This is a genomic window from Ancylobacter sp. 3268, assembly GCF_031456575.1.
Classification (GTDB): domain Bacteria; phylum Pseudomonadota; class Alphaproteobacteria; order Rhizobiales; family Xanthobacteraceae; genus Ancylobacter.
This window is the reverse complement of record NZ_JAVDUX010000003.1, coordinates 365,204-390,339: the sequence shown is the minus strand read 5'-3', so window position 1 is coordinate 390,339 and position 25,136 is coordinate 365,204. Positions and strand designations below refer to the sequence as shown.

At 67.4% G+C, this 25,136-nt stretch carries 21 protein-coding genes; 8 read left to right on the top strand and 13 right to left on the bottom strand.

Features of this window, described 5'->3' with window-relative positions; all coding sequences use genetic code 11:
• Positions 1-305 precede the first annotated feature (305 nt).
• Positions 306-2,306 carry a hypothetical protein gene (locus J2X65_RS06300; RefSeq protein WP_310199382.1) on the top strand — a complete coding sequence of 667 codons (2,001 nt, stop codon included), beginning with the start codon at positions 306-308 and terminating at the stop codon, positions 2,304-2,306.
• A 111-nt stretch (positions 2,307-2,417) separates the two neighbouring features.
• Here J2X65_RS06300 and aspS read toward each other — a convergent pair whose 3' ends face one another.
• Complete coding sequence (gene aspS, locus J2X65_RS06295) at positions 2,418-4,205, bottom strand: aspartate--tRNA ligase (RefSeq protein WP_310199380.1); 1,788 nt, start codon at positions 4,203-4,205, stop codon at positions 2,418-2,420.
• 143 nt (positions 4,206-4,348) lie between these two features.
• Positions 4,349-4,813 (bottom strand): DUF992 domain-containing protein, encoded by a 465-nt coding sequence (locus J2X65_RS06290; RefSeq protein ID WP_310199378.1) that lies wholly within the window; start codon positions 4,811-4,813, stop codon positions 4,349-4,351.
• Between the two features lie 142 nt (positions 4,814-4,955).
• On the opposite strand from J2X65_RS06290, the gene rnd reads away from it, so the two are divergent.
• Entirely contained in the window at positions 4,956-6,113 is a 1,158-nt protein-coding gene (gene rnd / locus J2X65_RS06285) for a ribonuclease D (protein WP_310199376.1), read from the top strand.
• Between the two features lie 85 nt (positions 6,114-6,198).
• Here rnd and J2X65_RS06280 read toward each other — a convergent pair whose 3' ends face one another.
• From J2X65_RS06280 to J2X65_RS06260, 5 genes are all read right to left on the bottom strand, one after another.
• Complete coding sequence (locus tag J2X65_RS06280) at positions 6,199-7,713, bottom strand: Ppx/GppA phosphatase family protein (RefSeq protein ID WP_310199374.1); 1,515 nt, start codon at positions 7,711-7,713, stop codon at positions 6,199-6,201.
• Between the two features lie 4 nt (positions 7,714-7,717).
• Positions 7,718-9,922 carry an RNA degradosome polyphosphate kinase gene (locus tag J2X65_RS06275; RefSeq protein WP_310199418.1) on the bottom strand — a complete coding sequence of 735 codons (2,205 nt, stop codon included), beginning with the start codon at positions 9,920-9,922 and terminating at the stop codon, positions 7,718-7,720.
• Positions 9,923-10,036: 114 nt separating this feature from the next.
• Positions 10,037-10,810: a chromosomal replication initiator DnaA gene (locus J2X65_RS06270; protein WP_310199372.1), complete on the bottom strand. Its 774-nt coding sequence runs from the start codon at positions 10,808-10,810 to the stop codon at positions 10,037-10,039.
• Between the two features lie 3 nt (positions 10,811-10,813).
• Complete coding sequence (locus J2X65_RS06265) at positions 10,814-11,908, bottom strand: AI-2E family transporter (RefSeq protein ID WP_310199370.1); 1,095 nt, start codon at positions 11,906-11,908, stop codon at positions 10,814-10,816.
• Between the two features lie 85 nt (positions 11,909-11,993).
• Positions 11,994-12,524: a CDP-alcohol phosphatidyltransferase family protein gene (locus tag J2X65_RS06260; protein ID WP_310199368.1), complete on the bottom strand. Its 531-nt coding sequence runs from the start codon at positions 12,522-12,524 to the stop codon at positions 11,994-11,996.
• Positions 12,525-13,015: 491 nt separating this feature from the next.
• Here J2X65_RS06260 and J2X65_RS06255 point away from each other — a divergent pair, with 491 nt between their 5' ends.
• The 4 genes from J2X65_RS06255 (at position 13,016) to purN (ending at position 17,093) form a co-directional block, all read left to right on the top strand.
• Positions 13,016-13,753, top strand: a complete 738-nt coding sequence (locus J2X65_RS06255) for a class I SAM-dependent methyltransferase (protein ID WP_310199366.1) — start codon at positions 13,016-13,018, stop codon at positions 13,751-13,753.
• 378 nt (positions 13,754-14,131) lie between these two features.
• Positions 14,132-15,277: a benzoate/H(+) symporter BenE family transporter gene (locus J2X65_RS06250; protein ID WP_310199416.1), complete on the top strand. Its 1,146-nt coding sequence runs from the start codon at positions 14,132-14,134 to the stop codon at positions 15,275-15,277.
• Between the two features lie 68 nt (positions 15,278-15,345).
• Entirely contained in the window at positions 15,346-16,425 is a 1,080-nt protein-coding gene (purM, locus tag J2X65_RS06245; RefSeq protein WP_310199364.1) for a phosphoribosylformylglycinamidine cyclo-ligase, read from the top strand.
• Positions 16,422-17,093, top strand: a complete 672-nt coding sequence (gene purN / locus J2X65_RS06240; protein WP_310199361.1) for a phosphoribosylglycinamide formyltransferase — start codon at positions 16,422-16,424, stop codon at positions 17,091-17,093. The genes purM and purN overlap by 4 nt, the downstream gene beginning before the upstream one ends.
• A gap of 12 nt (positions 17,094-17,105) precedes the next feature.
• On the opposite strand, the gene J2X65_RS06235 is transcribed toward purN, so the two are convergent.
• The 5 genes from J2X65_RS06235 to ndk form a co-directional block, all read right to left on the bottom strand.
• Entirely contained in the window at positions 17,106-17,939 is an 834-nt protein-coding gene (locus J2X65_RS06235) for a transglutaminase family protein (RefSeq protein ID WP_310199359.1), read from the bottom strand.
• A 219-nt stretch (positions 17,940-18,158) separates the two neighbouring features.
• Positions 18,159-20,306 (bottom strand): molybdopterin oxidoreductase family protein, encoded by a 2,148-nt coding sequence (locus J2X65_RS06230; protein ID WP_310199357.1) that lies wholly within the window; start codon positions 20,304-20,306, stop codon positions 18,159-18,161.
• A 60-nt stretch (positions 20,307-20,366) separates the two neighbouring features.
• On the bottom strand, positions 20,367-21,119 hold the full coding sequence (locus J2X65_RS06225) for a TerC family protein (RefSeq protein WP_310199356.1): 753 nt from the start codon (positions 21,117-21,119) through the stop codon (positions 20,367-20,369).
• Between the two features lie 163 nt (positions 21,120-21,282).
• A complete protein-coding gene (locus tag J2X65_RS06220; RefSeq protein ID WP_310199354.1) occupies positions 21,283-21,990 on the bottom strand; it encodes a TerC family protein in 708 nt (235 codons plus the stop codon).
• A 387-nt stretch (positions 21,991-22,377) separates the two neighbouring features.
• Positions 22,378-22,800 (bottom strand): nucleoside-diphosphate kinase, encoded by a 423-nt coding sequence (gene ndk, locus J2X65_RS06215; RefSeq protein ID WP_310199352.1) that lies wholly within the window; start codon positions 22,798-22,800, stop codon positions 22,378-22,380.
• A 278-nt stretch (positions 22,801-23,078) separates the two neighbouring features.
• On the opposite strand from ndk, the gene J2X65_RS06210 reads away from it, so the two are divergent.
• Positions 23,079-23,336 carry a hypothetical protein gene (locus tag J2X65_RS06210; RefSeq protein ID WP_310199350.1) on the top strand — a complete coding sequence of 86 codons (258 nt, stop codon included), beginning with the start codon at positions 23,079-23,081 and terminating at the stop codon, positions 23,334-23,336.
• A gap of 397 nt (positions 23,337-23,733) precedes the next feature.
• On the opposite strand, the gene J2X65_RS06205 is transcribed toward J2X65_RS06210, so the two are convergent.
• Positions 23,734-24,426 (bottom strand): MIP family channel protein, encoded by a 693-nt coding sequence (locus tag J2X65_RS06205; RefSeq protein ID WP_310199347.1) that lies wholly within the window; start codon positions 24,424-24,426, stop codon positions 23,734-23,736.
• A 146-nt stretch (positions 24,427-24,572) separates the two neighbouring features.
• Here J2X65_RS06205 and J2X65_RS06200 point away from each other — a divergent pair, with 146 nt between their 5' ends.
• Positions 24,573-25,106 carry a DinB family protein gene (locus J2X65_RS06200; protein ID WP_404977672.1) on the top strand — a complete coding sequence of 178 codons (534 nt, stop codon included), beginning with the start codon at positions 24,573-24,575 and terminating at the stop codon, positions 25,104-25,106.
• Positions 25,107-25,136: the final 30 nt, after the last annotated feature.

Genomic DNA, 25,136 nt, shown 5'->3' with positions numbered 1-25,136 from the left:
AGGCGTGTACGCCAGCGCAAGGTCGCGCTGGTTGGCCAGAGGCTTGGTCGCCTGGATCTCAAGCTTACCAGGACGGGGTAGACGGTGGTAAACCAGCGCACCCGAGCGCAGGTCGTCGGAGATGTAAGAAGCCATGAAACGTTTCCTTCGCCGGAAATTCTGGGCGGAGAATAGGCATTTCGAACTTCGGTACAACGACTTTCCGAATTTGTAATGCTGGTCTTTCGACGGTTGGCTATGGTGGGGCGGCAGCCGGCGGCGAATGAGCGTCGGCGCTGCGAAAACCGGTCTCGGGTCACGGCCTCATGCGTAAGACGTTTCTTGTCGCCCTTGCGGCGCTTCTGCTGGCCGGCGGCGCCGGCTATTTCGGGCTGATCTTCTATGCCGACTACGAAGCCCGACGGCAGATCGACACGCTCATCGCCTCGCTGGCGGCCGACGGCGTCACCGCCCGCCACGGCGATGTCGATTTCGACGTGTTCGACCGCCGCCTCGAGGTGAAGGACATTTCGGTGGAGGCCCCGGGCCAGGGCGCGGTGCGCATCGCCCTGCTCGCCGCCCGTGGGCTCGACCAGCCGGCCGCCGGTCTCGTCGCCGCGCGCGACGTGGAGATCCGCAATCTGGAGGCGGAAGGCCCGCTGCCGCTGGCGCCGAAGGTGCACGGCCGATTCGTTGCGCCGCTGGTGTCGCTCACCGATTTCGTCGGCCCGGCGCAAGTCGCCGTCGCCAGCCCGCAGCCCTGGCCGCTGGTGCTCGCCATCGTCGAGGCCACCCGCATCGGGCGTATCGACATTCCCGCCTCCACCACGGCCACGGTCACCGGCGAGGCCGCGACACGGGTGGAGACCGACGCCACCTATGGCCCGATGACGCTCGAGCGCTTCGAGGGCGGCAAGATCGCCCACATCGGGGTGGACTCCACCAAGCTGCAGATCGGCGGCACCTCGGCGGTGGCGGCGCAGGGCGAGATGGGCGCGGTCGTCGCCGAGAACATCGACATCGTCCCGCTGCTGGCGCTGCTCGATCCGGAGCGGCGGCGGCGCGAGACCGATTTCCGCATCGTCTACGGCTCGCTGCGCGCGCAGGACTACCATTTCCACGCCGACAACGGCACCACCGAGCGATGGGCGGTGATGAGCGTGCGCGACGTCGCCCTCCAGCCCTCCGGCGTTCCGGCGGAGGAGCTGTTCACCATCGGCCAGCGCATCAGCGACATGGCGGCGCAGGGCCGCGAGCCCGCCCCCCAGCAGGTCGCCGAGTTGCTCACCGGCATCGCCGGCGCCTATGACGCGCTGCGCATCGGCAGCGCCAGCTTCGAAGGCCTGGAGACGAAGGAGAAGGACGGCCCCACCGTCGCCGTCAGGTCCATCGCCCTCGGCAAGCTCGACGAGGGCCGGCTCGATCTGCTCGCCGTCGAGGGGCTGACCGGCAAGGAAGCCGATGGCACGGTGTTCCGGCTTGACCGGCTGGCGTTGGGCGGCCTGCATCCGGGCAACACGCTGCGCTTCGCCGCGCAGGTGGCGACCAGCCCGGCGCTTGCCCGCGATCCGTCGACGCTCATGGCGCTGATCGGCATGTTCGCCAGCGTGGAGCTGTCCGGCCTCGAGGCGCCGGTTCCCGGCGCGGCGGAGCCGGCGCGGCTCGACACGCTGTCGCTGTCCTGGGATGCCGCCGCGGGCGCGGTGCCGACCCGCCTCGCCTTCAAGCTGCGCGGCTCCGGCCCCACCGCCGGCCTGCCGCCTGGCAGTCCGATGGCGCTCATCGTGCCGGAGGGCATTTCGCGCGCCAGCCTGTCGGTCGATGTCGCCGCGCGCTGGAATCCCGGCGACAAGGCGGTCATCGTCGAGCCGGTCTATGCCGAGATGTCGGATTCCTTCGCCCTGCACGGCGCGGCGAGGCTGGGCAATGTCGAGGCCGCGGCCTTCTCGCCGGACCCGACGGCGGCGCTCGGCGCCGCGATGGCGGCCAATGTCGACATGGTGCAGCTGACGCTCACCGATTCCGGCCTCTACGACCAGAAGCTCGCCGAGGCGGCGCGCGAGCAGGGCGTGCCGCCGGAGATGCTGCGCCAGCTCTTTGCCGGCTTCGCGGAGATGCTGCTCGGCCCGATGGCCGGCGACCGGCCGGACCTCGATCCGGCGGTGCAGGCCTTTGTCGGCTTCCTGCAGAAGCCGATGAGCACGCTGTCGCTGCGCATCACCCCCCGCGCGCAGACGCTGCCGCTGCTGACCGCGGTGGAGGCGCTGCGCAACGACCCGGCGAGCCTCATCGACGCGGTGAACGTTCAGGTGGTCGATACCCCCTGAACGGCCCGGCCGCTCCGGAACGTCCGCCGCGCATGAAAAAGCCGCGCCCCCTTGCGGGACGCGGCTTGATCGGCATGGCGTGACCGCCGGGTCGGCGGTGAAGCGCCGGCCTCACTTCTCCGGCAGGTTGGTGCGGATATGCAGCTCGCGCAGCTGCTTCGGCGTCGCCGGGGCCGGCGCGCCCATCAGAATGTCCTGCGCCTGCTGGTTCATCGGGAAGATCGAGATCTCGCGCAGGTTCGAGACGCCGCAGAGCAGCATGACGATGCGGTCGACGCCGGCCGCCATGCCGCCATGCGGCGGCGCGCCATACTGGAAGGCGCGGTACATGCCGCCGAAGCGCTCCTTCACCGTCGCCTCGTCATAACCGGCGAGCTCGAACGCCTTCACCATCGTCTCCGGGCGGTGGTTGCGGATGCCGCCGGAGGCGATCTCGTAGCCGTTGCAGGCGATGTCGTACTGGAACGCCTTGATGGTCAGCGGGTCCTGGTTGTTCAGCGCCTCCAGCCCGCCCTGCGGCATGGAGAACGGGTTGTGCGAGAAGTCGACCTTCTTGTCTTCCTCGCTCCACTCGTAGAACGGGAAGTCGACGATCCAGGCCAGCTCGAAGCGGTCGAAATCGACCAATTTCAGCTCCTCGCCCACCTTGGTGCGCGCGGCGCCGGCGAACTTGACGAATTTCTCCGGGTTGCCGGCGACGAAGAAGGCGGCGTCTCCGGCACCGAGGCCGATCTGCTGGCGGATCGCCTCGGTGCGCTCCGGACCGATATTATTGGCGAGCGGACCGGCGCCCGGAATTTCCGAAGAGTCCTGCCCCTCGCGCCACATGATGTAGCCGAGCCCCGGCTGGCCCTCGCCCTGCGCCCAGGAGTTCATGCGGTCGCAGAAGGCGCGCGAGCCGCCGGTGGGGCCGGGGATCGCCCACACTTCGTTCTTGGGGTCTTCGAGCATGCGCGCGAACACCTTGAAGCCAGAGCCGCGGAAATGCTCGGACACGTCCTGCATCACCAGCGGGTTGCGCAAATCCGGCTTGTCGGTGCCGTACTTCCGCAGCGCCTCGGCATAGGGGATGCGCGGCCAGTCCTTCGTCACCGGCTTGCCGCCGGCGAAGTCCTCGAACACGCCGGTGATCACCGGCTCGACGGCAGCGAACACGTCCTCCTGCTCGACGAAGCTCATCTCCAGGTCGAGCTGGTAGAACTCGCCGGGCAGCCGGTCGGCGCGCGGGTCCTCGTCGCGGAAGCAGGGGGCGATCTGGAAGTAGCGGTCGAAGCCGCTCATCATGATCAGCTGCTTGTACTGCTGCGGCGCCTGCGGCAGCGCGTAGAAGGTGCCGGGGTGGATGCGGCTCGGCACCAGGAAGTCGCGCGCGCCCTCCGGCGAGGAGGCGGTGAGGATCGGCGTCTGGAACTCGAAGAAGCCCTGCCCCTTCATCCGCGTGCGCATGGCGTCGATGATGGCGCCGCGCGTCATGATGTTCTTGTGCAGCTTCTCGCGGCGCAAATCGAGGAAGCGGTAGCGCAGCCGCGTCTCCTCGGGATAGTCGATGTCGCCGAACACCGGCAGCGGCAGCTCGGCGGCGGGGCCGAGCACCTCGATCTCGGTGGCGTAGAGTTCGACCTCGCCGGTCGGCAGCTCGGCATTGGTGGTGCCCTCCGGCCGGTTGCGCACCCGGCCGTCGACGCGGATCACCCATTCGGCGCGCACGGTCTCGGCCAGCTTGAAGGCCGGGCTGTCGGGATCGACCACCACCTGGGTCAGGCCGTAATGGTCGCGCAGGTCGATGAACAGCACGCCGCCATGGTCGCGGATGCGGTGGCACCAGCCGGAGAGCCGCGCAGTGGCGCCGACATCGCCTGAGCGAAGGGCCCCGCAGGTGTGCGAGCGATAGCGATGCATGGCGTAACCTCAAACCGGAACGGCGGACGAACGAAAACACCCCTCCGCAGGGTGGCCTCTTCAGGCCGCGGAGGGGTGCAACGCAAGCTCGGCTTTGTCAAGGAAGGGCGGGAAATATCCCGCCTATCGCCGCGCGGAATGCCTCACGGCAGATAGGTCAGCGTCATCTCGGCAACGCCCAGCGCCAGCGAGGCGCCGATATTGCCCTCGACCGAGACCGGGTTGAGCGCGATCGACTTGTCGGTGCCGACCAGCGCATTGGCACCGACGCCGACGCCGAGCGCCACATCGGCGGAGACGCCGGCATATTTGCCGCCGAGCGCGCCGGGCGCCACGCTCTTGGTCAGCGCCGCCACGCCCCAGGTCATCATGCCCGCGCCGGTGACGCCGAGATCGAGCCCCACCCGGCTGATCACGCCCTTGTAGTTGGCGTCGGGACCGTTCACCGGCTTGAAGGTGCAGCTCAGCTCCTGCTTCGAGGAGACAATCATGCTGATGCTGGCACCGACGCTGCACACCAGCACGCCGGCATCCACGCGCTCGGCCGCCGAGGCCGGAGCGCTGGCGGCAACCGCCGCGAGGGAGAGAGCGAAGAGCGTCTTCTTCATGGTCGGGGATTCCTGTTGAGGAGCGGCCTTCAGCCGGACGCTCGTACCGGCGGACACTAGCGCGCCATGGTTAACGCTTTCGCAAGGTCATGACGAATTCACGGTCGTTTCCGATCGTTTCTTCGGCTATGAAATTGCCACTATGGACATGATCACCACTACTGATTCCCTCGCCGCCGCGTGCGAACGCCTTTCCCGGCATCCCTTCGTCACCGTCGACACCGAATTTCTGCGCGAAAGCACCTTCTGGCCGAAGCTCTGCGTCGTGCAGCTCGCCTCGACAGAGGAAGCGGTGGTGGTCGATGCCATCGCCGAGGGAATCGACCTCGCCCCGCTCTTCGCGCTGATGGCGAACGAGAAGGTGCTGAAGGTGTTCCATGCCGGCCGGCAGGACATCGAGATCGTATGGCACCTCGCCGGCATCATCCCGCATCCGGTGTTCGACACCCAGGTGGCGGCGATGGTGCTCGGCCATGGCGACAGCATTTCCTACGACCAGCTGGTGCAGCGGCTCACCGGCGCCGTGCTCGACAAGTCGCTGCGCTTCACCGATTGGTCGCGCCGCCCGCTCTCCGTCGCCCAGATCACCTATGCCGAGGCCGACGTCACCCATCTGCGCGATGTGTACCGCAAGCTCGACGCCGATCTCGTCAAGCGCGGCCGCAGCGAATGGGTGACCGAAGAGATGGCGGTGCTGATCTCGCCGGACACCTACCGCCAGGAGCCGGAACGCGCCTGGGAGCGGCTGCGTTCGCGGGTGCGCAAGCCGAAGGACCTCGCGGTGCTGATGGAGGTCGCCGCCTGGCGCGAGCGCGAGGCGCAGGCGCGCGACATCCCCCGCTCGCGCATCCTCAAGGACGAGGTGCTCGGCGAGATCGCCGCCCAGCACCCGACCACGCCCGAGCGGCTCGCCGGCCTGCGCTCCATTCCGAAGGGCTTCGAGCGCTCGCGCACCGGCGAGCAGATTCTCGAGGCGGTGCGCGCCGGCCTCGCGCGCGACCCCAAGAGCCTGCCGGAGATCGAGCGCGAGCGCCCGCTCTCCAACGGCGCCTCGGCGACGGTGGAGCTCTTGAAGGTGCTGCTGCGCATGACCTCGGAGCAGCACGGCGTCGCCGCCAAGGTGATCGCCACGGTGGACGACCTCGAGCGCATCGCCGCCGATCACGAGCCGCAGGTGGCGGCACTGGCCGGCTGGCGACGCGAGCTGTTCGGCGAGAAGGCTCTGGCATTGAAGGACGGCCGCCTGGCGCTCGCCATGCAGCGCGGCCGCGTCATCGCCCTGCCGCGCCCGGCCGAATGATGCCGCCGCTATACCGCGGCGGGCGCTGAGCACCGCCGGCTTAGCTGCGCCACCTCTGCCAACGGCGCGGCGCGCGGCCGACGCCTCAGGTCACCACCGCCACCTCGCGGCCGATCAGCCGGCCGAGGGTGCGCAGCCGGCTGGTCACCCGCTCGCCGGCCAGCGGCGCGAGATCGTCTTCGAGACGCAGCAGCAGCTTGCCCTTGTCCACCGTCATCGGCGCCACCGGCAGCGTGCCCGGCATGGCGGCGGACAGGATGTAGCCCACCCGCATGGCCGCCCCGAGAATACGTGCCCGGTCGAGCAGCCGCGTCGAGACCAGTTCGCGGATGCGCGGCGAGAGATCCTCGTCGACCAGCCCCATGTGGCGGTAATAGATCGCCAGCGCCAGGAAGGCGCGGCCGGGATGGTCGAGGCCGATGAAAGAGGCGTGGGCGATCAGGTTGAGGCTCTGCTCGCCGCGATAGTCGGGATGCGCCCGCCAGCCGATATCGGCGAGCAGGCAGGCGGCGTGGCGCAGCCGCTTTTCCTCGTGGCTCTCCTCGATGCCGGACGAGGCCATGAACCGATCGGTCCAGGCAAAGAGCTCCTCGCCATGAACAGGCGAGCGCGAGCGCAGCTCGTTGAGCTCGGCGGCGGCGGCGATCAATGGGTCGATCTTGCGCTCCGCCGCGTCCAGCTCCTCGAACAGCAGCCCCTCGCGCACGCCCTGCGCCGAGATGTAGACGGATTCCGGCTTGCCGATGCGCAATATGTGCTCCAGCACCACCGCGCCGTAGCCGAGCAGCGGCTGGCGCACGTCGGACACGGTGTCGATGCGCGACAGCGTGTCGATCGGCACCCGGCGGATCAGGCGCACGAACTCCAGCGCCTCCTTGGCCGGGATGACATAGCCATGCATCACATGCAGCGGGTAGCCGCGCTGAAACATGTGCAGTCGCGCCAGCGCGCGCCAGGTGCCGCCCACGGCGTAGAAGATGCGGCCCTTCAGGTGTTCCAGCCGCGGATCCTTGGCCAGCGCGTCCTTGACGATCTTGTCGGCCTTCTTCAGCGAACGGCCGGAGCGCTCCTGCAAGGCCAGCCCGCCGAGCTGGAAGGTCACCCCCGGTCCGATGTGCTGGCCGTGCACGTCGGCCAGCTCCAGCGAGCCGCCGCCGAGATCGCCGACCACGCCATTGGCATGGTGGACGCCGGAGATGATGCCGAGCGCCGAGAGCTGCGCCTCGCGCTTGCCGGAGAGCAGTTCCACCTCGGTGCGGCAGATTTCCCGGCAGGCGGCGATGAACTCGCCGCCATTCTCGGCATCGCGCGCGGCGGCGGTGGCGATCACCCACACCGTGCCGACGCCCATGCGGTCGCACAGGCCGCGAAAGCGCCGCAGCGCCGCCAGCGCCTTGGCCACGGCGTCGGTGTTCAGCCGGCCGGTGGTCGCCACCTCGCGGCCGAGGGCGCAGGAGGCCTTCTCGTTGAAGATCGGCGTCGGCGAGCGCGCCAGCCGTTCGTAAACGACGAGGCGCACCGAGTTGGAGCCGATGTCGATCACCGCCACCGGCGTACCTGAGACGAGGCCGGTGGAGGCCTCGTGGGTCACGTTTTTCATGCTGTCACGTATTGCGGCCGCGGCGGCGGATGAGGTTGCGCGGCGAGGAATCCTTGAGCGACTTGCCACGTCCCGACAGGCTCGGATTGGTCATGAAGTACTGCTGTGCGTTGAAGGGCTCGACACCCTCGTCGGGAACTATGCGTTGCGAGGACCCGTCCGGCAAGACGCGCCAGCTCTGCTGGTTGTCCTCGAAATTGGCGACCAGGATCTGGTCGAGGATCTGCATGTGCACGGTCGGGTTGGTGATCGGGCACAGCGATTCGACGCGCCGGTCGAGATTGCGCGGCATCAGGTCGGCGGAGGAGATATACACCGCCGCCTCGGCATGCGGCAGGCCGTGGCCGTTGCCGAAGCAGTAGATGCGCGGATGTTCGAGGAAGCGCCCGACGATGGATTTCACCCGGATGTTGTCGGAAAGCCCGGGCACGCCGGGGCGCAGGCAGCAGATGCCGCGCACGATGATGTCCACCGCCACCCCCACCTGGCTCGCCCGGTAGAGCGCGTCGATGATGGTGGGATCGACCAGCGCGTTCATCTTCAGCCAGATCGCCGCCGGCTTGCCTGCCTTGGCGAAGCCGATCTCGGCGGCGATATGGTCGAGGATGCGCGATTTCAGCGTCAGCGGCGACACCGACATCGCCTCGAGCTCGGCCGGCTCGGCATAGCCGGTGATGAAGTTGAAGATCCGCGCCACGTCGCGGCCGATCACCGGGTCGGCGGTGAAGAAGGACAGGTCGGTATAGATGCGCGCGGTGACCGGGTGGTAGTTGCCGGTGCCGACATGGCAGTAGCTGGTGAGCGCCCCGCCCTCGCGCCGCACCACCAGCGACAGCTTGGCGTGGGTCTTCAGCTCCAGGAAGCCGAACACCACCTGCACGCCGGCGCGCTCGAGGTCGCGGGCCCAGCGTATGTTGGCCTCCTCGTCGAAGCGCGCCTTCAGCTCGACCAGCGCGGTGACCGACTTGCCGGCCTCGGCCGCCTCGGCCAGCGCCTTGACGATCGGGCTGTCGGAGGAGGTGCGGTACAGCGTCTGCTTGATGGCGACGACGTTCGGGTCGCGCGCCGCCTGCCGCAGGAACTGCACCACCACGTCGAACGATTCGAAGGGATGGTGGACGACGAGGTCTTTCTCGCGGATCGCCGCGAAGCAATCGCCGGCATGGTCGCGGATGCGCTCGGGGAAGCGCGGGTTGTAGGGCTTGAACTTGAGGTCCGGCCGGTCGATGCCGACCAGCTGGCTGAATTCGTTGAGCGCCAGCACGCCGTCGACGAGGAAGATCTCGTCCTCGGCGACGCCGAGCTCGCGGGCGACGAAATTGCGCAGCTCCTCCGGCATGGTGGCATCGACCTCCATGCGGATCACCTGGCCGAGGCGACGGCGCTTCAGCGCCGTCTCGAACTGGCGCATCAGGTCCTCAGCCTCCTCCTCGACTTCGAGATCGCTGTCGCGGATGACGCGGAAGCTGCCATGGCCCTTCACCTGGTAGCCGGGGAACAGGCGGCCGATGAACAGGCCGATCATCTGCTCCAGCGTGATGAAGCGCGCCGCCCCGCCCTCGCCGTCCGGCAGCCGGATGAAGCGGTCGATCTTGGCCGGCACCCGGATCAGCGCGTTCATCGTCCGCCCGTCATGGATCCGTGCCAGCTGCAGCGCCAGCGAGAAGCCGAGATTGGGGATGAACGGGAAGGGATGCGCCGGGTCGATGGCGAGCGGCGTCAGCACCGGGAAGACCCGGGTGAGGAAGAAATCGTCCAGTACCGTCCGGTCGCTCTTCTGCACCTCGGCGCCGTCCACCAGCACGATGCCGGAGCCGGCCAGCTCGCTGCGCAGCTCGCGCCAGCGGGCCTGCTGGTCATGGCCCAGTTCGGCGACGTCGGCGGCGATCAGCGGCAGCTGCTCGGCCGGGGTCAGCCCGTCCGGGCTCTTGCCGGTGAAGCCCTCGCGCAGCTGCTCCTTCAGGCCGGCGACCCGCACCATGAAGAACTCGTCGAGATTGTTCGCCGAGATCGACAGGAAGCGCAGCTGCTCCAGGAGAGGGTGCGCGCGGTTGGAGGCTTCCTCCAGCACGCGGCGGTTGAACTGCAGCCAGGAAAGCTCGCGGTTGATGAAGCGCTCCGGCGAGGCCATCAGGTCCTCCTCGAGCTGTCGCTCGATGACGGCCGGCTCGGTCGCGTTCGCGTCGGTGGTGCTCACCTCGGTCTCCATCACGGCTATGGGCTCCGCCTCCTGGACATTTTCGAGAACCTGCGGTGCCTTTTTCCGGCGGGAAGGTCGCCGGGCTTCATGACGGCTGGATGACATGGAACGCTTCAACTCCGGTCAATCTCTTTCATCGACGTCGCGGCTGTCGTCGCCGTCGTCGTCCGGGCCTGATAAAGTCTGCTTGCGCAGCAGCTCGGCGGCGAGCGCGCGGGTCAATGGCCGCTTGCGCGCCAGCGCCTCGCGGTCGAGCTCGGCGATCAGCGTCCCGATCGCGGCATAGGAGCGCTCGACCCGCGCCATCAGATAGCCGATCAGCGCCTCGTCCGGCGTGATCTGCCGGTCGGCGAACAGTTTCACCGCCACCGCCGCCAGCAGCGCGTCGTCCGGCGCGCCGAGCCGCACTGCCGGCATCGCCCGCAGCCGCGAGGCGAGGTCGCGCGTCGCCACGGTTTCGGCGAGCGCCGCCGGCAGATGGCGGGAGGTGACGAGAAGGTGCGCGAGCTGTTCGCCGACCAGATTGAGCAGGTGGAACAGCGCCGCCTCGTCGAGCCCGCCCTCCCCCAGATCCTCCAGCACCAGCGCCCCGGCCGCCAGCACCGCCGGCACCGTCTCGCGGGTCAGCTGCGCCGCCGGCAGCACCGGTGCGCCGCTCGCTTCGGCGAACAGCGCCGCGAGATGCGACTTGCCGGCGCCGGCCGGGCCGGTGATCGCCACCGCCCGCGCCGGCCAGTCCGGCCAGCGGTCGATCAGCGCCAGCGCCGGCTCGTTCGCCGGGCCGACGAGGAAATCGGCGCGCGTGCGGTTCTCCACCGGCGGCAGGTCGAGCGGCAGCTGCCGGGTGGAAGCATCGCGGGTGGAAGAATCGCGGATAGCGGCATCGCGGACGGACATGGATCAGCGGACCTCCGAGCCGGCGTCGGGCTCGCCTTCGTCCTCGCCGGTATAGAGCGGGCTGTGAAGATATTGCCGGATGGCGAAACGCGCCAGCACGCCCACGGCGGCGGCAAGCGGCACCGCCAGCAGCAGGCCGAGGAAGCCGAGCAGATAGCCGAAGGCGAGCAAGGCGAACATCAGCCACACCGGGTGCAGCCCTACGCTGTCGCCCACCAGCTTGGGCGACAGGATATAGCCCTCGATGAACTGGCCGAACACGAAGATGCCGATGACGAGCCCGATCATCGAATAGTCGGGGAAGAACTGCACGATGGCGACGCCGCCGGCGAGCAGCAGGCCGGTGAGCGAGCCGACATAGGGGATGAAGGTGATGATGCCGGAGACCAGGCCGATGACGAAGCCGAAGTTCAGCCCGGTCAGCGTCAGGCTCACCGCGTAGAAGGCGCCGAGGATCAGGCAGACCATCGACTGGCCGCGCACGAAGCCGGCGATGGCGCGGTCCATTTCGCGGGCCAGCTGGCGGATCTTGTCGCGGTTCTTCACCGGCAGCCAGGAATCGACCTTAGCCACCATGTCGTTCCAGTCGTTCAGCATGTAGAACGCGACGACGGGGGTGATGACCACCAGCGAGAACAGCGAGATCAGCGCCTGCCCGCCGGTCCAGATCGACTGCACGAAGGAGAGAATGTAGGAGGCGCCCTGCGTCACCAGCTGGCTCAGGCTCTGCTGGATGTTCGGCAGCCGGTCGCCGACCACCGATTTCAGCCAGCGCGCGCCCTCCCCGGTCACCATGTTCTGCAGCTTGACGATATATTCCGGCAGCCGCTCCAGGAAGGCGGAGAACTGGGCGCCGAAGATCGGCACCACCAGAAGCAGCAGCAGGATGCCGAGCAGCAGCGTCAGGGCGATGGCGACGAGCGAGGCCACCAGCCGGTTGACGCCCAGCCGCTCCAGATGCGTCGTCACCGGGTTGAGGAAATAGGCCAGCGCGAGGCCGGCGACGAAGGGCAGCAGCACGCCGCTGAGCAGCCAGCAGATCAGCACGATGGCCGTGAGGAAGCTCAGCCAGAACGTCACCTGCTTGTGCCACGTCATGCGGTTCGACCGATCCTTGCTGCCACGCTGCGTCACCCGCATTGATATCAGGAATTATTGCGGCGCGATCACGTCTCCCCGCAATTCAGCGGGCGAGATGCCGGCTCCATTCGAAAAGATAGGCGAGCGCCGAGATCGCCGTGAGGCCGGCGACCAGCACCAGCCCCACCTCATAGGCATTGCCGAGCGGTATGCTGAAGCCGGTGGCCCCCAGCATCAGCGCCGCAAAGCCGATCTGCGCCGCCGTGTTGAGCTTGGAGACGATCAGCGGCCGGATCGTCACCGGCTGCTCCATCGCCCACGAGGCCGCCACCGCGCCGATGATCACCACGTCGCGCACCACCACGGCGAGCGTGAGCCAGCCCGGCACCTGGCCGGTCAGCGCCAGCGCGACATAGATCGAGACCAGCAGCGCCTTGTCCGCCACCGGGTCGAGATAGGCGCCAAGCTCGCTCTGCATGTTGAAGTGTCGGGCGATGAACCCGTCCACCGCATCGGAGATGCCGGCGGCGAGGAAGATCCAGAAGGCCAGCGCGACGCGGTCGTCGGCGATGGCCCACACCACCGCCGGCACGGCGAACAGGCGCAGGATGGTGATGGCGTTGGGCAGGTTCACGTCGGGTGAGGCTCCTTCCTGCCGACATAGTGCGCGCCGCGGGGCTTGCCAAGGCGGGAGGCATCGCCCCTCCGTCTCGGCCTCAGGCCAATGCCTCACACCGCCCCCGACAATCCTCCCGCGCCGGGACGGGGGACGGCGGCGTCGGAAAGCCGAAGATCGGCAGGCGCACGGCTGAACGGCGGATCGATTTCCTGACGGCGGGGTGCGCCCGGCCGGTCATGCACAGGCGATCTTGCCACGACATGCGAGCGGCTCTCTACCTGTCCATCCGATGACTTATGCGAGCGGGGTGGGCACGCGAACTCCGGCGCCGATGCTCCCGCCGTCGGATATTCGCCGCGTTCGCCGCCGAGGTGGCGTGGCTGCCCCATGCCGGCCTCCCGGATCCGCGCCCGTCCGCCTCGCGGAGGACGGACCGCGCGCTTGACAGGCCCGGCGGCCGGCCGTTTCCCTGCCCGTCCCATCGCCGAGAGACACAGCAGGCCCGAATGTCCCACGACGACCCGCTCTATACCGATGCCGCGCTGGTGGCGTTCTACGATGCCGAGAACCAAGGTGGCGCCGACATGGCCTTCTGCACGAAGCTGGCGCGTGGTGTCGGCTCGGTGCTCGATCTCGGCTGCGGAACCGGCAGCTTCCTCGCCGGCCTCGACGCGCCGCAGCGCGTCGGCGTCGATCCGGCCGCCGCCATGCTCGATATTGCCCGCGCCCGGCCGGGCGGCACCGACGTCGAATGGATCGAGACGGATGCCCGCCGGCTGGATCTCGGTCGCCGGTTCGAACTGGTGGTGATGACCGGCCACGCCTTTCAGGTGTTCCTCGGCGAAGACGACCAGCGCGCCGCCCTCGCCACCATCGCCCGCCATCTGGCCCCCGGCGGCCGGTTCATCTTCGACAGCCGCAACCCGGCCGGGCGGGAATGGGAGGAATGGCAGCCGCACAATTCGCGCCGCCGCGTGGTCCATCCCCGCCATGGCGAGGTCGAGGCGTGGAACAGCGCCGTCCACGACGCGGCCACCGGCATCGTCACCTATGACACCTTCTACCGGCTCGGCGATGGCCGCGAGCTCGCTGCCGCCAGCCGCATCCGCTTCACCCCTCGCGACGAGCTGGCCCGATTGATTGCCGGGGCCGGCCTCGCGGTCGAGCGCTGGTTCGGCGACTGGAGCGGCCGGCCCTTCGACGAGGACGCGCCGGAAATCATCCCCCTCGGCCGCCTCGGCTGACAAGCACCTGATGGGGCGCTCGAAAATGGGGGCCGTAAGGAGGAAAACCGTGCGGGATCATTGCCTTTCTCCCTCTCCCCGTCGGGAGATGGGTGGGGTGAGGGGCCTTCTTCGCCCCGCAATCGCGTCTCCCCACACCGGCCCGCTTAGCCGACCACCTGTCCTCCACACTGGACGACGCGGCAACGGCCGAGTCGGGCGCGAAGGGAAACCAGCCGCCCGGCGGCGAGGATGCGCGCCTCAGATCCGACCGATCCGGGCAAAGCCCACCGTGACGTCGCCGCCCCGGCGTGGCACAAGGCGGCATCCTGCCGCCTGCCGTGGTAACCGCCCATGCACGCCCCCGCCGAGCCTTCCTCCGCCGGTCCCTCCCCGGCCCTGCGCGCCTCCGTCGTCACCTCCGCCGTCGTCGCCGCTCTGGTCGGCTTCGGCGGCACGCTCGCCCTCATCATCGCCGCCGCGCAGGCGGTGGGATCCACCCCGGCGCAAACCTCCTCGGCGGTGATCGGCCTCTGCCTGTCGATGGCGGTGACCTCGGCGGTGCTCGGCTGGCGCTATCGCATGCCGATCATCGCCGCCTGGTCGACGCCGGGCGCGGCGCTGATCGCCGGCTCGCATGGCCTCACCCCCCACAGCGCGGTCGGCGCCTTCCTGCTCGCCGCCGTGCTCATCCTCACCACCGCGGCGGTGAAACCGCTCGGCGCGCTGGTGCAGCGCCTGCCGGTGGCCATCGCCGCCGCCATGCTGGCCGGCGTGCTGTTCCGCTTCTGCACCGCCGTCTTCACCTCCGCCCAGGCCGATCCGCTGCTGGTGCTGCCGCTGATCGCGATGTTCCTCATCGCCCGGCGCATCAGCCCGTTCGGCGCGGTGCTGATGATCCTGACGCTCGGCATCGCCCTCGCCTTCTTCCTCGGCCGCGTCGGGCCGCTCCCGGACGGCTTCCCCGCCCCCGCGCTCACGATCATCCGGCCGGATTTCGATATGGAGGCGCTGATCGGCATCGGCGTGCCGCTCTATATCGTCACCATGGCGTCGCAGAACCTCCCCGGCCTCGCGGTGCTGCAGGCCGCTGGCTATCGGCCGCCCACCCCGCCGATTCTCGCCGTCACCGGCCTCGCCTCGCTGGTCACCGCCTTCGTCGGCTCGCTGAGCACCAATCTCGCCGCCATCACCGCCTCGATCTGCACCGGGCCTGATACCCATCCCGATCCGGCGAAGCGCTGGCTGGCGAGCCCCTTCTACGCCCTGTCCTATCTGGTGCTCGCCGCCGGCGGCGCCTCGCTGGTGGCGTTGATCACCGCGCTGCCCTCCGGCCTCATCGCCGCCTTTGCCGGCCTCGCCTTGCTCGGGCCGCTCGTCAACGCCCTCGGCACCGCGATGAGCGACGGCGCCCGCCGCTTCCCGGCGGTGCTGACGCTCGCCGTCACCGCCTCCGGCGTGTCGATGCTGGGCATCGGCTCGGCCTTCTGGGGGCTGGCGGCCGGGCTCATGGCGCTCGGCATCGATCGCGCCGGCCGTCATTGAGGCCGCCTCGGCTTGCCCCCCGCCCGATAAGCGGTTAATCCGCGTGCTTTCTGATCAAGGGGCGCAACATGAGCGGCAACGGCCAGGGTCTCAGCTATCGCGATGCGGGCGTCGACATCGATGCCGGCAACCGGCTCGTCGACCTGATCAAGCCGCTGGTGAAAGCCACCCGCCGCCCCGGCGCCGATGCCGATATCGGCGGCTTCGGCGGCGTGTTCGATCCCAAGGCCGCCGGCTTCAAGGATCCGCTGATCGTCGCCACCACCGACGGCGTCGGCACCAAGCTGAAGATCGCCATCGAGACCGGCCGCCACGACACCATCGGCATCGATCTCGTCGCCATGTGCGTCAACGATCTGGTGGTCCAGGGCGCCGAGCCGCTGTTCTTCCTCGACTATTTCGCCACCGGCAAGCTCGCCCCCGAGGTCGGCGCCAAGATCGTCGCCGGCATCGCCAAAGGCTGCACCGAGTCCGGCTGCGCGCTGATCGGCGGCGAGACCGCCGAGATGCCCGGCATGTATGCCGAGGGCGATTACGACCTCGCCGGCTTCTCGGTCGGCGCGGTGGAGCGCGGCGAATTGCTGCCGCGCGCCGATATCGGCCCCGGCGACGTGCTGCTCGGCCTCGCCTCCTCCGGCGTGCATTCCAACGGCTATTCGCTGGTGCGCCGCATCGTCGAGCGCTCCGGCCTCGGCTGGGACGCCCCGGCCCCCTTCCATGCCGGCCAGTCGCTCGGGGAGGCGCTGCTCACCCCGACCCGGCTCTATGTGAAGCCCGCCTTGTCGGTGATCCGCGAGACCGGCAAGGTGAAGGCGCTCGCCCACATCACCGGCGGCGGCCTCACCGAGAACCTGCCGCGCGTGCTGCCCAAGGGCACCATCGGGCGAATCGACCTCGACGGCCTGCCGCTCCCGCCGGTGTTCCGCTGGCTGGCGCAGACCGGCGGCGTGGCGGCCGAGGAGATGCTGCGCGCCTTCAATTGCGGCGTCGGCATGGTGGTGGTCTGCGCCTGCGAGCATGCCGAGACGGTGGCGGACGCCTTTGCCGATCAGGGCGAGGAGGTGATCCACCTCGGCGCCATCGAGCCCGGCGAAGGCGCGGCGCATGTCGTCTATGACGGCGTGCTCGACCTGGACCTCCCCCTGTGAGCACGCCCCGCATCGCCGTGCTCATCTCCGGGCGCGGCTCCAACATGATGTCGCTGATCGAGGCGGCGGCCGTACCCGGTTTTCCCGGCGAGATCGCCTGCGTGATCTCCAATCGCCCGGAGGCGCATGGCCTGGTCCGCGCGCAGGCCTGCAACATCCCCGCCCGCGCCGTCGACCACACCGCCTTCCGCGATGCCGCCGGCAAGGCCGACCGTGCCGGCTTCGATGCCGCCCTCGACGCGGCGCTAGAGGAGGAACGGATCGATCTGGTCTGCCTCGCCGGCTTCATGCGCCTGCTCACCCCCGCTTTCACGCGCAAATGGGCCGGCCGGATGATCAACATCCATCCCGCCCTGCTCCCCAGCTTCAAGGGCCTGCACACCCATGAGCGGGCGCTGGCGGAGGGGGTGAAGATCCACGGCTGCACCGTGCATTTCGTCACCCCGGAGATGGATGTCGGCCCGATCATCATGCAGGCGGCGGTGCCGGTGCTGGAGGGCGACGACGCCGATACGCTCGGTGCCCGCGTGCTGGCGCAGGAGCACGTCATCTACCCCGCCGCGCTGCGCCTGGTCTGCGAGGGCCGCGCGCGCATCGAGGGCAATGTGGTGCGCATCGACGCGTTCGAACTCGCCACCCATGCCCTTGTGGTGCCGCCGGCCGGCTGATCGGCCACCGCCTCAGGCGATCCCTACCGCCCGCACGGTCGGCTCCTCGCCCGCCGCCTCGTCATCGGCGGGCGTAATGCTCACCTGCATCCCGGTCATCTCCGCATCGCCGTGAATGGTGGCGAAGGCCGCATCCGCCGCGTCACGGCCGACGCCGATGCGCACCAGCCCTTGCAGGGCCGCCTGCCGGGTCGGGTCGAACAGGTACCAGCTGTCGCCGAGATAGACTTCGAACACCGCGTGGAAATCCGGCGGGTCGAGCTGCCAGGCATAGGCGCTGGCGAAGCGGGCGGGAATGCCGAGCGCCCGGCAGAAGCTGATGCCGAGATGGGCGAAGTCGCGACACACGCCGGCGCGCAGCACCATGGTGTCATAGGCCGAGGTCTGTGCGTCGGAAGCGCCCCGCACGTAATCGACATGGTCGTAGATCCAGTTGCAGATCTGCGTCACCCGCGAATGGCCGGGCGGCAGGCCGCCGAATTCGCGCTGCGCGAAGCGGCCGAGCAGGTCGGCCTGGCAATAGCGGCTCGGATTGAGATAGGGCGCCACCTCCAGCGGCAGTTCGGCGATCGCGACTTCCGGCACGGTCGCCGGGTCGGCATCGTGCATGTTGAGTTCGATATGGCCGTTATAGCCGACGCTGAACGTGCCGGGCTCGGCGACGACGCGCACGAAGCGGGTGCCGCTGTCGTTCGCCACATGGCGATCGAGCGCCAGCGGCGGCTCAAGCACCAGGTTCTCGGCGAGAACCTTCTGGTTGCGCAAGGCTGCGGCCTCGACGTTCAGCACGAAGACGGTGGTTGAGCGCACCTCATAATCGAGGCGGGAGGAGACATTGAATTGCATGGGAGCATCCGGGCGTCGGGAGATTACCTCCTAGACGCACGAACCCGCTGCGGGTTCCATCGCCGCTGCCGATGCCGCTGATGCCTGGGTCCGATGCGAGATCGGGCGCGCCCGGAACGTCTCCAATTCCGTCGCCGGCATCACCTTGTCGCCGCCGGCCGACCCAAGCCCGCTCGAGCGCGGCCGCAAGCCTCACCCGGCCGAGACCCTTGCGCCCCCTCAGGCCACCCGTGTGATCCGCACCCGGTTGTCGTGCAGCGCCGCACCGCCGACCGGCGCCACCGGATCGGCGCCGGTCAGCGTATTGATGCCCCGCCCCCCGACATGCCGGCCATTCGGCCAGATCGATTCCGCCACCACCACCCCGCGCCGCAGCCCGTCGAACGGCACCGCGTGCAGGATCACCGAGCCGCGCGCGCTGGTCACCTCCACCGCGTCGTCGGCGGCGATGCCCAGCGCCGCGGCGTCCTCAGGATGGATCATCAGCGTCGGCCGCTTCTCGCGGGCCAGCGAACCGGGTGTTTCGGTGAAGGTGGAATTGAGGAAGTTTCGCGCCGGCGCCGTCACCAGCCGGAAAGGGAATTCCGGCGTCGCTTCCTCGATCACCGCCCAATGGTCGGGGAAGCTCGGCATGTCGGCGACCGGCCCGAATTTGCCCGGCGATTTGAACGGCACCTTGGCCCAGTCCGGCTTCAGCCGGAACTTGCCGTCCGGCCACGAGAAGCCCTTGAGGAAATGCGCCGTCTCGAAATCCGGCTGCACGTCAAGGAAGTGCGTCTGCTCCAGTTCCTCGACCGTGCCGCGCCCGGTCGCCTGCAAGGTCCAGTCGACGATCTCGCGCGAACTCATCTCGAAGCCGCGATGCCGCGCCCCCAGTCGCTCGGCCAGCGCGCAGATGAGCTGGTGATTGGAGCGGCACTCCCCGGGCGGCTCCACCAGCTTGGGGCCGAGGGTGACATACTGGTTGCCGCCGCCCTGGTAGATGTCGTCATGCTCGGTGAACATGGTCGCCGGCAGCACGATGTCGGCCATCGCCGCCGTCTCGGTCATGAACTGTTCGTGCACGACCACGAACAGATCCTCGCGAGCGAAGCCGGCGCGCACCTTCTCCTGCTCGGGAGCGACGGTCACCGGGTTGGTGTTCTGGATCAGCATGGCGGCGACCTTCGGTCCACCGGCCAGCGCCTCCTCCTCGCCGCACAGAATGGCGCCGATGCGCGACTGGTCGAGCTGGCGCGTGCTTCTGGGCTCACCGGACGCCGGTTCGGTCCGACCATACACCTCACCCGACAGCAGATCGGTCCCCTCGATCAGGCTCTTGTTCCAGCCGAAGATGGCCGAATTGGAGTGGAACGCGCCGCCTCCCTCATGCTGCCAGGCGCCGGTAACGGTGGGAATGCAGGTTACCGCATGCATGTTCACCGCTCCGTTTCGCGAGCGGGTGAAACCGTAGCCGGCCCGGATGAACGTCTTGGGCGTTCGGCCGATAAGACAAGCAAAATCAATTATTTCCGTCGCCAGCAGCCCGGTGATCGCCGCCGCCCATTCCGGCGTCCTGTCCTTGAGATGCGCCTCGAACTCCTCGGCGTCACGGGCATAGCGGGCGAGATAGGCGCGGTCGGCGAGGCCCTCGGCGAACAGCACATGCATGAGAGCGCAGGCCAGCGCCCCATCGGTGCCGGGACGGATCAGCAGCGGGATATCCGCCTGCTCCATGGTCGGCGAGCGGTATATATCCACCGCCGCGATCGGAGCGCCGCGTTCCTTGCGCGCTCTAACTGCATGAGTCATCACGTTAATCTGCGTCGAGACCGGATTGGTACCCCAGATGATGTTGAGGTCCGCCCGTCCCATCTCGCGCGGGTCCGGCCCGGAAAGCCGGCCGGCCCCGGCCATGAAGCCCGACCATGCAGGATTGACGCAGATCGTTGAAAAGAAACGAGAATAGCCCTTGGCATGCGTCAGCCGGTTGATGCCGTCGCGCATGACGAGGCCCATCGTGCCGGCATAGTAATACGGCCAAACCGCCTCCGGCCCGTGGGCCGCCTCGGCATCGCGGAATTTTTCCGCAACGATATCAAGCGCTTCGTCCCAAGAGATGGGCTCGAAGGCGCCCGAGCCCTTCGGTCCGCTCCGCCTCAACGGCTGGATCAGTCGATCGGGGTGGTGCGCGCGCTCGGCGTAGCGCGCCACCTTGGCGCAGATGACGCCGGCGGTGAAGGTGTTGCCCCGCGAGCCCCGAACCCGGCCTATCCTGTTGCCGGATATCTCGATTTCCAGCGAGCAGGTGGAGGGGCAGTCATGCGGGCAGGCCGAATGGCCGATGCGGGCGGGCGTGATCTTCGCGGTAGAGGTATGGTGATTCATGAAAAAGCGCTCCGCCACCATCGTAGCGGAGCGCCTCTGTCATTGAAACGGCGAGAGAGCTCAGTGCGAGCTCGAAACCGCCGCCTCCGAACGCCGACCCTTCACGATCCAGCCGAAGGCGACAACGAACACCGCCCCGATCGCTGCTGCGAGATAATGCGGCAGCGCCGCCGGCTTGAGCCCCACCGGATCCTCCGGATCGGCAATGGTTTCAACCATTTGCGGCATCATGGTCTGCATGGTCTCCAGCACCACCTTGTCGCTTACCAGCATTTCGCCGGCGATCCAGCCCAGCAGCGCCGCACCGAACCAGATGAGGGCCGGGAAGCGCGAAATCAGCTTCAGGATCAACTGCGAGCCGAAGATGATCAGCGGGATGGTAAGCAGCAGGCCGAAGATGAATAGCTCGGCATGGCCGCGCGCGGCGGCGGCGATCGCGACCACATTGTCGAGGCTCATCACCGCGTCGGCGATGGCGATGGTACGCACCGCCTTCCACAGGCTGTCGGCGCTCTCGACGTGGTGGCCGTCGCCGCCCTCGTCGAGCACCAGCTTGATGGCGATCCAGAACAGCAGCAGCGCCCCCACCACCTTCAACAGCGGCACGCCGAGCAGATAGGAGACGGCAAGGGCAAAGATGATGCGCAGCCCGACCGCAGCAGCCGCGCCGAGCAGAATGCCCCATTTGCGCTGCTTCTCGGGCAGCGAGCGGCACGCCAGCGCGATGACGACGGCATTGTCGCCAGACAGCAGCAGATCGATCCAGATGATCTGCAGCAACGATACCCAGAAAATGGGACTAGAAAAATCCATCGCGTCCTCTCAGGTCTTCAATGTCTGAATGAGCGGAACGATCCGCCTCCCCATGGAGAGGGTCTGGCATTTGGAATTATTTGTGCCAGCCTCTTCCCCATTAACGGAAGGCGCCCGCAACCTTTACAGGAGCGGGCGCGAACCGGAAGAGGAATCGTGAACCTTAATGCGTGGCGTCGTGCCGGGTCGACCCTGCCGCGACGCGGCGAGCCATGAACCACCCGATCGCCAGAACCAGCGCCGCACCGAGAGCCGCCGCCGGATACTCGAAATTGTGCACGAAGGCCTCGCCCAGATATTCGGCGATCTTGATGTCCGACACGAACATTTCGCCGGCCACCCAGCCGAGCAGTGCGGCGCCAGCCCAGACCAGGGCGGGGAAGCGCGAAAGCAGAGACATGATCAGCGCGGCGCCGGCCACGATCATCGGGATGGAAATGACGAGGCCGATGATGATCAGCACCCAGTTGCCATCGGCAACCGCCGCGATGGCGACGACGTTGTCGAGGCTCATCACCAGGTCGGCCACGGCGATGGTGCCGACAGCGCGCCAAAGGCTGTCATGTGCCTGGACGCCGCCCTCGCCGTCCTCGCCTTCAGGTACCACCAGATCGACCGCGATGTACATAAGCGCCAGCGAACCGACGATGCGCAGCCAGGGCAGGCCGAGCAGCAACGCGATGATCGCCGTGAAGACGATACGCATGCCCACCGCCACGCCGGCGCCGAGGATCATGCCCCAGCGACGCATATTGTCCGGCAGCGACCGACACGCCATGGCGATGACCACGGCATTGTCGCCCGACAGCAGCACGTTGATCCAGATGATCTTGACCAGCGCGAGCCAAAATAACGGCTCAAGATAGCTCATGTTTTGATTCCCCTCACCGCCCGTCCGCCCGCGGACGAGGCATATTTATGGTTCCCTCGGCGTTGGCGCGCCGTGCTACGGTGAGGCAAGAGGAGGTGGCTCCGGCGGGCCCACTCCCGGGCGCTCTTGGCGCGCCAAATCGGCATCCCCGCTGCGGGCCACTTCTCCTGTGGCCGGACCCCCGCAGCGCCCATTCAAGCAACATACATAATAATCTATGGAGTGGCCAACCCTATGTCGGGAAATTTCCTGACAGCAGTGCCGCCGCGACAGCCGCAGGCTGTCGCAAACCCAAGCTTTCGCCAACCGATGAAAAGAAAACGCCCCGCCCGGGGAGGCCGGACGGGGCGCAAATTCGGCAATGGACGACGCGGATAAGTGCGTCGTTCAGCCGACGATTTCATTGCCGGAGAAGAACTGCGCGATTTCGATCGCGGCATTCTCCAGGCTATCGGAGCCGTGAGCAGAATTCTCGCCGACCGAGAGAGCGAAATCCTTGCGGATGGTGCCTTCCGCAGCATTGGCGGGATTGGTGGCGCCCATCACTTCGCGATACTTGGCGACGGCGTTGTCGCCCTGCAGCACCTGCACGACGATCGGCTCGGAGATCATGAACTCCACGAGCTCGCCGAAGAAGGGACGCTCCTTGTGCACGGCATAGAACGTCTCGGCCTGGGCCTTGGTCAGCAGGATGCGCTTCTGCGCGACGATACGCAGGCCAGCTTTCTCGATGTAGCTGTTGACCGCGCCCGTCAGGTTGCGGCGGGTCGCATCGGGCTTAATGATCGAAAAGGTGCGCTCAAGCGCCATGACGTTCTTTCCTCGAAGGTGGGAGATGCAATTTCGCTGCGGCTTATAGCGATGCTGCGCTGCCGCGACAAGATGATGCCGACGCCACACGCAACCGGCAAATGCTCTCGATCACGACTTGCTGAACTCCCCTTGGAACTTTGTCGCGCCTCCACACGTTAAGTCCACGTTAACGATGACGACAGGAGCAGGCCGGTGGCCACTCTCCGTTGCGTTCAACATCGAAAGACGGCGGTGCGGTCGATTTGATTAGGTTGGGTCGCGTTTCGAAGACATAGATGCCGGCGGCGCTGCTCCGCCGGATGGCGGAGGCGTATGTCATGACGAAAGCATTTGTGATCGGGTCTGTCGCGGCGCTCATGGCGCTGACCGCCGTCGTAGGTGGTGCGTCCGCCACTGGCTATTTCAAGCCTGCGCCTGTCGTCAGCACCGTAAATCTGCCCCTTGACCCCGTAGCGGGTGATTGTGTTGTGCAGACGCGCTGGGTGAGCGACGCCGGACGCATGCGCCAGGTCGAACGCCCCGTCTGCTATTGAGAGATTCATAGTTCGGCTCGCGGCATCCCACTCCCCCAAGCCCCACGCGAGCCCATAGCGCCCCGGCTTCTCCCCCAGGAAGCCGGGGCATTTTTTTGCCAGGGGTATCCAATGAACCTGCGCCGAGCTCAAAAGATGAATGCCAGCCAACGGCATGTTCAGCCCTGGTTCTGCAGCGCATCACTACCGTGCAACCTGCCGAGCAAATCGGCGACTACGGCGCTTTCCGCTCCGCCGACCCCGGATCCGCGCTGAAGCTGCCCCGGCTCGCCTCCACGAGCCGGGGCTTTCAGTTGTCACCGCGCCGCTCCGGCACGCATCGCCGTCGCCTCGAATGCTATAACCAGGGCAATCCAGACGACTTCCGCTCCCCGCTTCTCCGGGCAGAGATACGGGATCAGTCTTCAAGCACCTTGGCGCGGAACAGCAAGCCGGCAAGCAGACCGCCGATGGGCGGAATCACCACGAACAGCCAGAGTTGCTCAAGCGCCTTACCGCCGACGAAGACGGCCGGACCGATGCTGCGTGCCGGATTGACCGACACGCCCGTCGCCGGGATGAAAACGATGTGTATCAGCACCAGCGTCAAGCCGATCGCGAGACCTGCTACCGGGGTAGCACCCGCCTTGCCGGTGGCGCCGAGGATGACCACCAGAAAGACAAAGGTGCCGATCAGTTCGGCCAAAATGGCGGTACTGATGCCGAAACCGCGCCCGAACCCTTCGCCCCAGCCATTCTGGCCGAGACCGAACGCCGCGACATCATAGCCGCCAACCTTGCCCGACATGAGGAAATAGAGCAGCGCCGCGCCGAAAATGCCGCCCAGCACCTGAGCGACGATGTAGCCCACGAGATCGCTGGTCGGCAGGCGCCGCGCCGCCCATACGCCGAGGCTTACCGCCGGATTAATATGGCAACCGGAGATCGGACCGATACCATAGGCCATTGCCGTCACCGACAGGCCAAATGCGAAGGCAACCGCGAGAAACCACATATGAGAGACATCGGCCAGACCAGTCACCACGACCGAACCGCAGCCGAAAAGCACCAGGACTGCGGTGCCGATGAATTCAGCGAGATATTTCTTCATGGTCAGCGCCCCGATCGGTGGCGCAGAAGCGCCACTAACTCTCCAAAAGCCCCCACGTCAGCAGAAGATTCCTCGAGGTTGAATCAGTCAAGCGCGATTATTTCTTCTGGTATCGAACATAATCGTGAATATGAGTTAATTAGATGATCTCACGCTGTTATTCCAAGCTGGCGAACTATAATTCGTGGGCAAATCGACGAATTTATCAGGCGGCATCGCAGCTGAATTCGCTTCAGTACACGCAGGATCGCGGAGCCTTCTTCGGTTCGGTGCGCGGCACCCTCAATCATTTGCTGGTTGCCGATCGCATATGGATGAAGCGCTTCACCGGCTTTGGTGAAGCGCCTTCCCGCCTCGACACCCTGTTGTTCGAAGATCTGCCTGCCCTGAGCCAAGCGCGTGTCGCGGAGGATGTGCGGATCGAGACCTTCGTCGCCGCACTCGACGGGCCGGCCCTTGCCGCCGAGATCCGTTACACCAACAGTTCCGGCACCTCATTCGTGCAGCCGCTCGACAGCGCGTTGGATCATTTCTTCAATCACCAGACACATCACCGCGGACAGGCACATGCGCTGCTGAGCTATTTTCTCGGCAAGGCGGCCACCCCGTCGCTGGATCTGATTGCATTCCAGCGCGAAAACGGAACCGTGGACGTCCGGATCGTGCCGCCGCCGAGCTAACGCACTTGCCCCGGCTCGCCCGGCGAGGCA

Coding starts and splice junctions, on each gene's coding strand:
- ndk (WP_310199352.1), bottom strand. CDS start 22,800: ATGGCGCTTGAGCGCACCTTTTCGATCATTAAGCCCGATGCGACCCGC.
- J2X65_RS06300 (WP_310199382.1), top strand. CDS start 306: ATGCGTAAGACGTTTCTTGTCGCCCTTGCGGCGCTTCTGCTGGCCGGC.
- J2X65_RS06265 (WP_310199370.1), bottom strand. CDS start 11,908: ATGACGTGGCACAAGCAGGTGACGTTCTGGCTGAGCTTCCTCACGGCC.
- J2X65_RS06210 (WP_310199350.1), top strand. CDS start 23,079: ATGCCGGCGGCGCTGCTCCGCCGGATGGCGGAGGCGTATGTCATGACG.
- J2X65_RS06220 (WP_310199354.1), bottom strand. CDS start 21,990: ATGAGCTATCTTGAGCCGTTATTTTGGCTCGCGCTGGTCAAGATCATC.
- purM (WP_310199364.1), top strand. CDS start 15,346: ATGAGCGGCAACGGCCAGGGTCTCAGCTATCGCGATGCGGGCGTCGAC.
- aspS (WP_310199380.1), bottom strand. CDS start 4,205: ATGCATCGCTATCGCTCGCACACCTGCGGGGCCCTTCGCTCAGGCGAT.
- J2X65_RS06275 (WP_310199418.1), bottom strand. CDS start 9,922: ATGGAGACCGAGGTGAGCACCACCGACGCGAACGCGACCGAGCCGGCC.
- J2X65_RS06225 (WP_310199356.1), bottom strand. CDS start 21,119: ATGGATTTTTCTAGTCCCATTTTCTGGGTATCGTTGCTGCAGATCATC.
- J2X65_RS06290 (WP_310199378.1), bottom strand. CDS start 4,813: ATGAAGAAGACGCTCTTCGCTCTCTCCCTCGCGGCGGTTGCCGCCAGC.
- J2X65_RS06205 (WP_310199347.1), bottom strand. CDS start 24,426: ATGAAGAAATATCTCGCTGAATTCATCGGCACCGCAGTCCTGGTGCTT.
- rnd (WP_310199376.1), top strand. CDS start 4,956: ATGGACATGATCACCACTACTGATTCCCTCGCCGCCGCGTGCGAACGC.
- J2X65_RS06235 (WP_310199359.1), bottom strand. CDS start 17,939: ATGCAATTCAATGTCTCCTCCCGCCTCGATTATGAGGTGCGCTCAACC.
- J2X65_RS06270 (WP_310199372.1), bottom strand. CDS start 10,810: ATGTCCGTCCGCGATGCCGCTATCCGCGATTCTTCCACCCGCGATGCT.
- J2X65_RS06280 (WP_310199374.1), bottom strand. CDS start 7,713: ATGAAAAACGTGACCCACGAGGCCTCCACCGGCCTCGTCTCAGGTACG.
- J2X65_RS06230 (WP_310199357.1), bottom strand. CDS start 20,306: ATGAATCACCATACCTCTACCGCGAAGATCACGCCCGCCCGCATCGGC.
- J2X65_RS06255 (WP_310199366.1), top strand. CDS start 13,016: ATGTCCCACGACGACCCGCTCTATACCGATGCCGCGCTGGTGGCGTTC.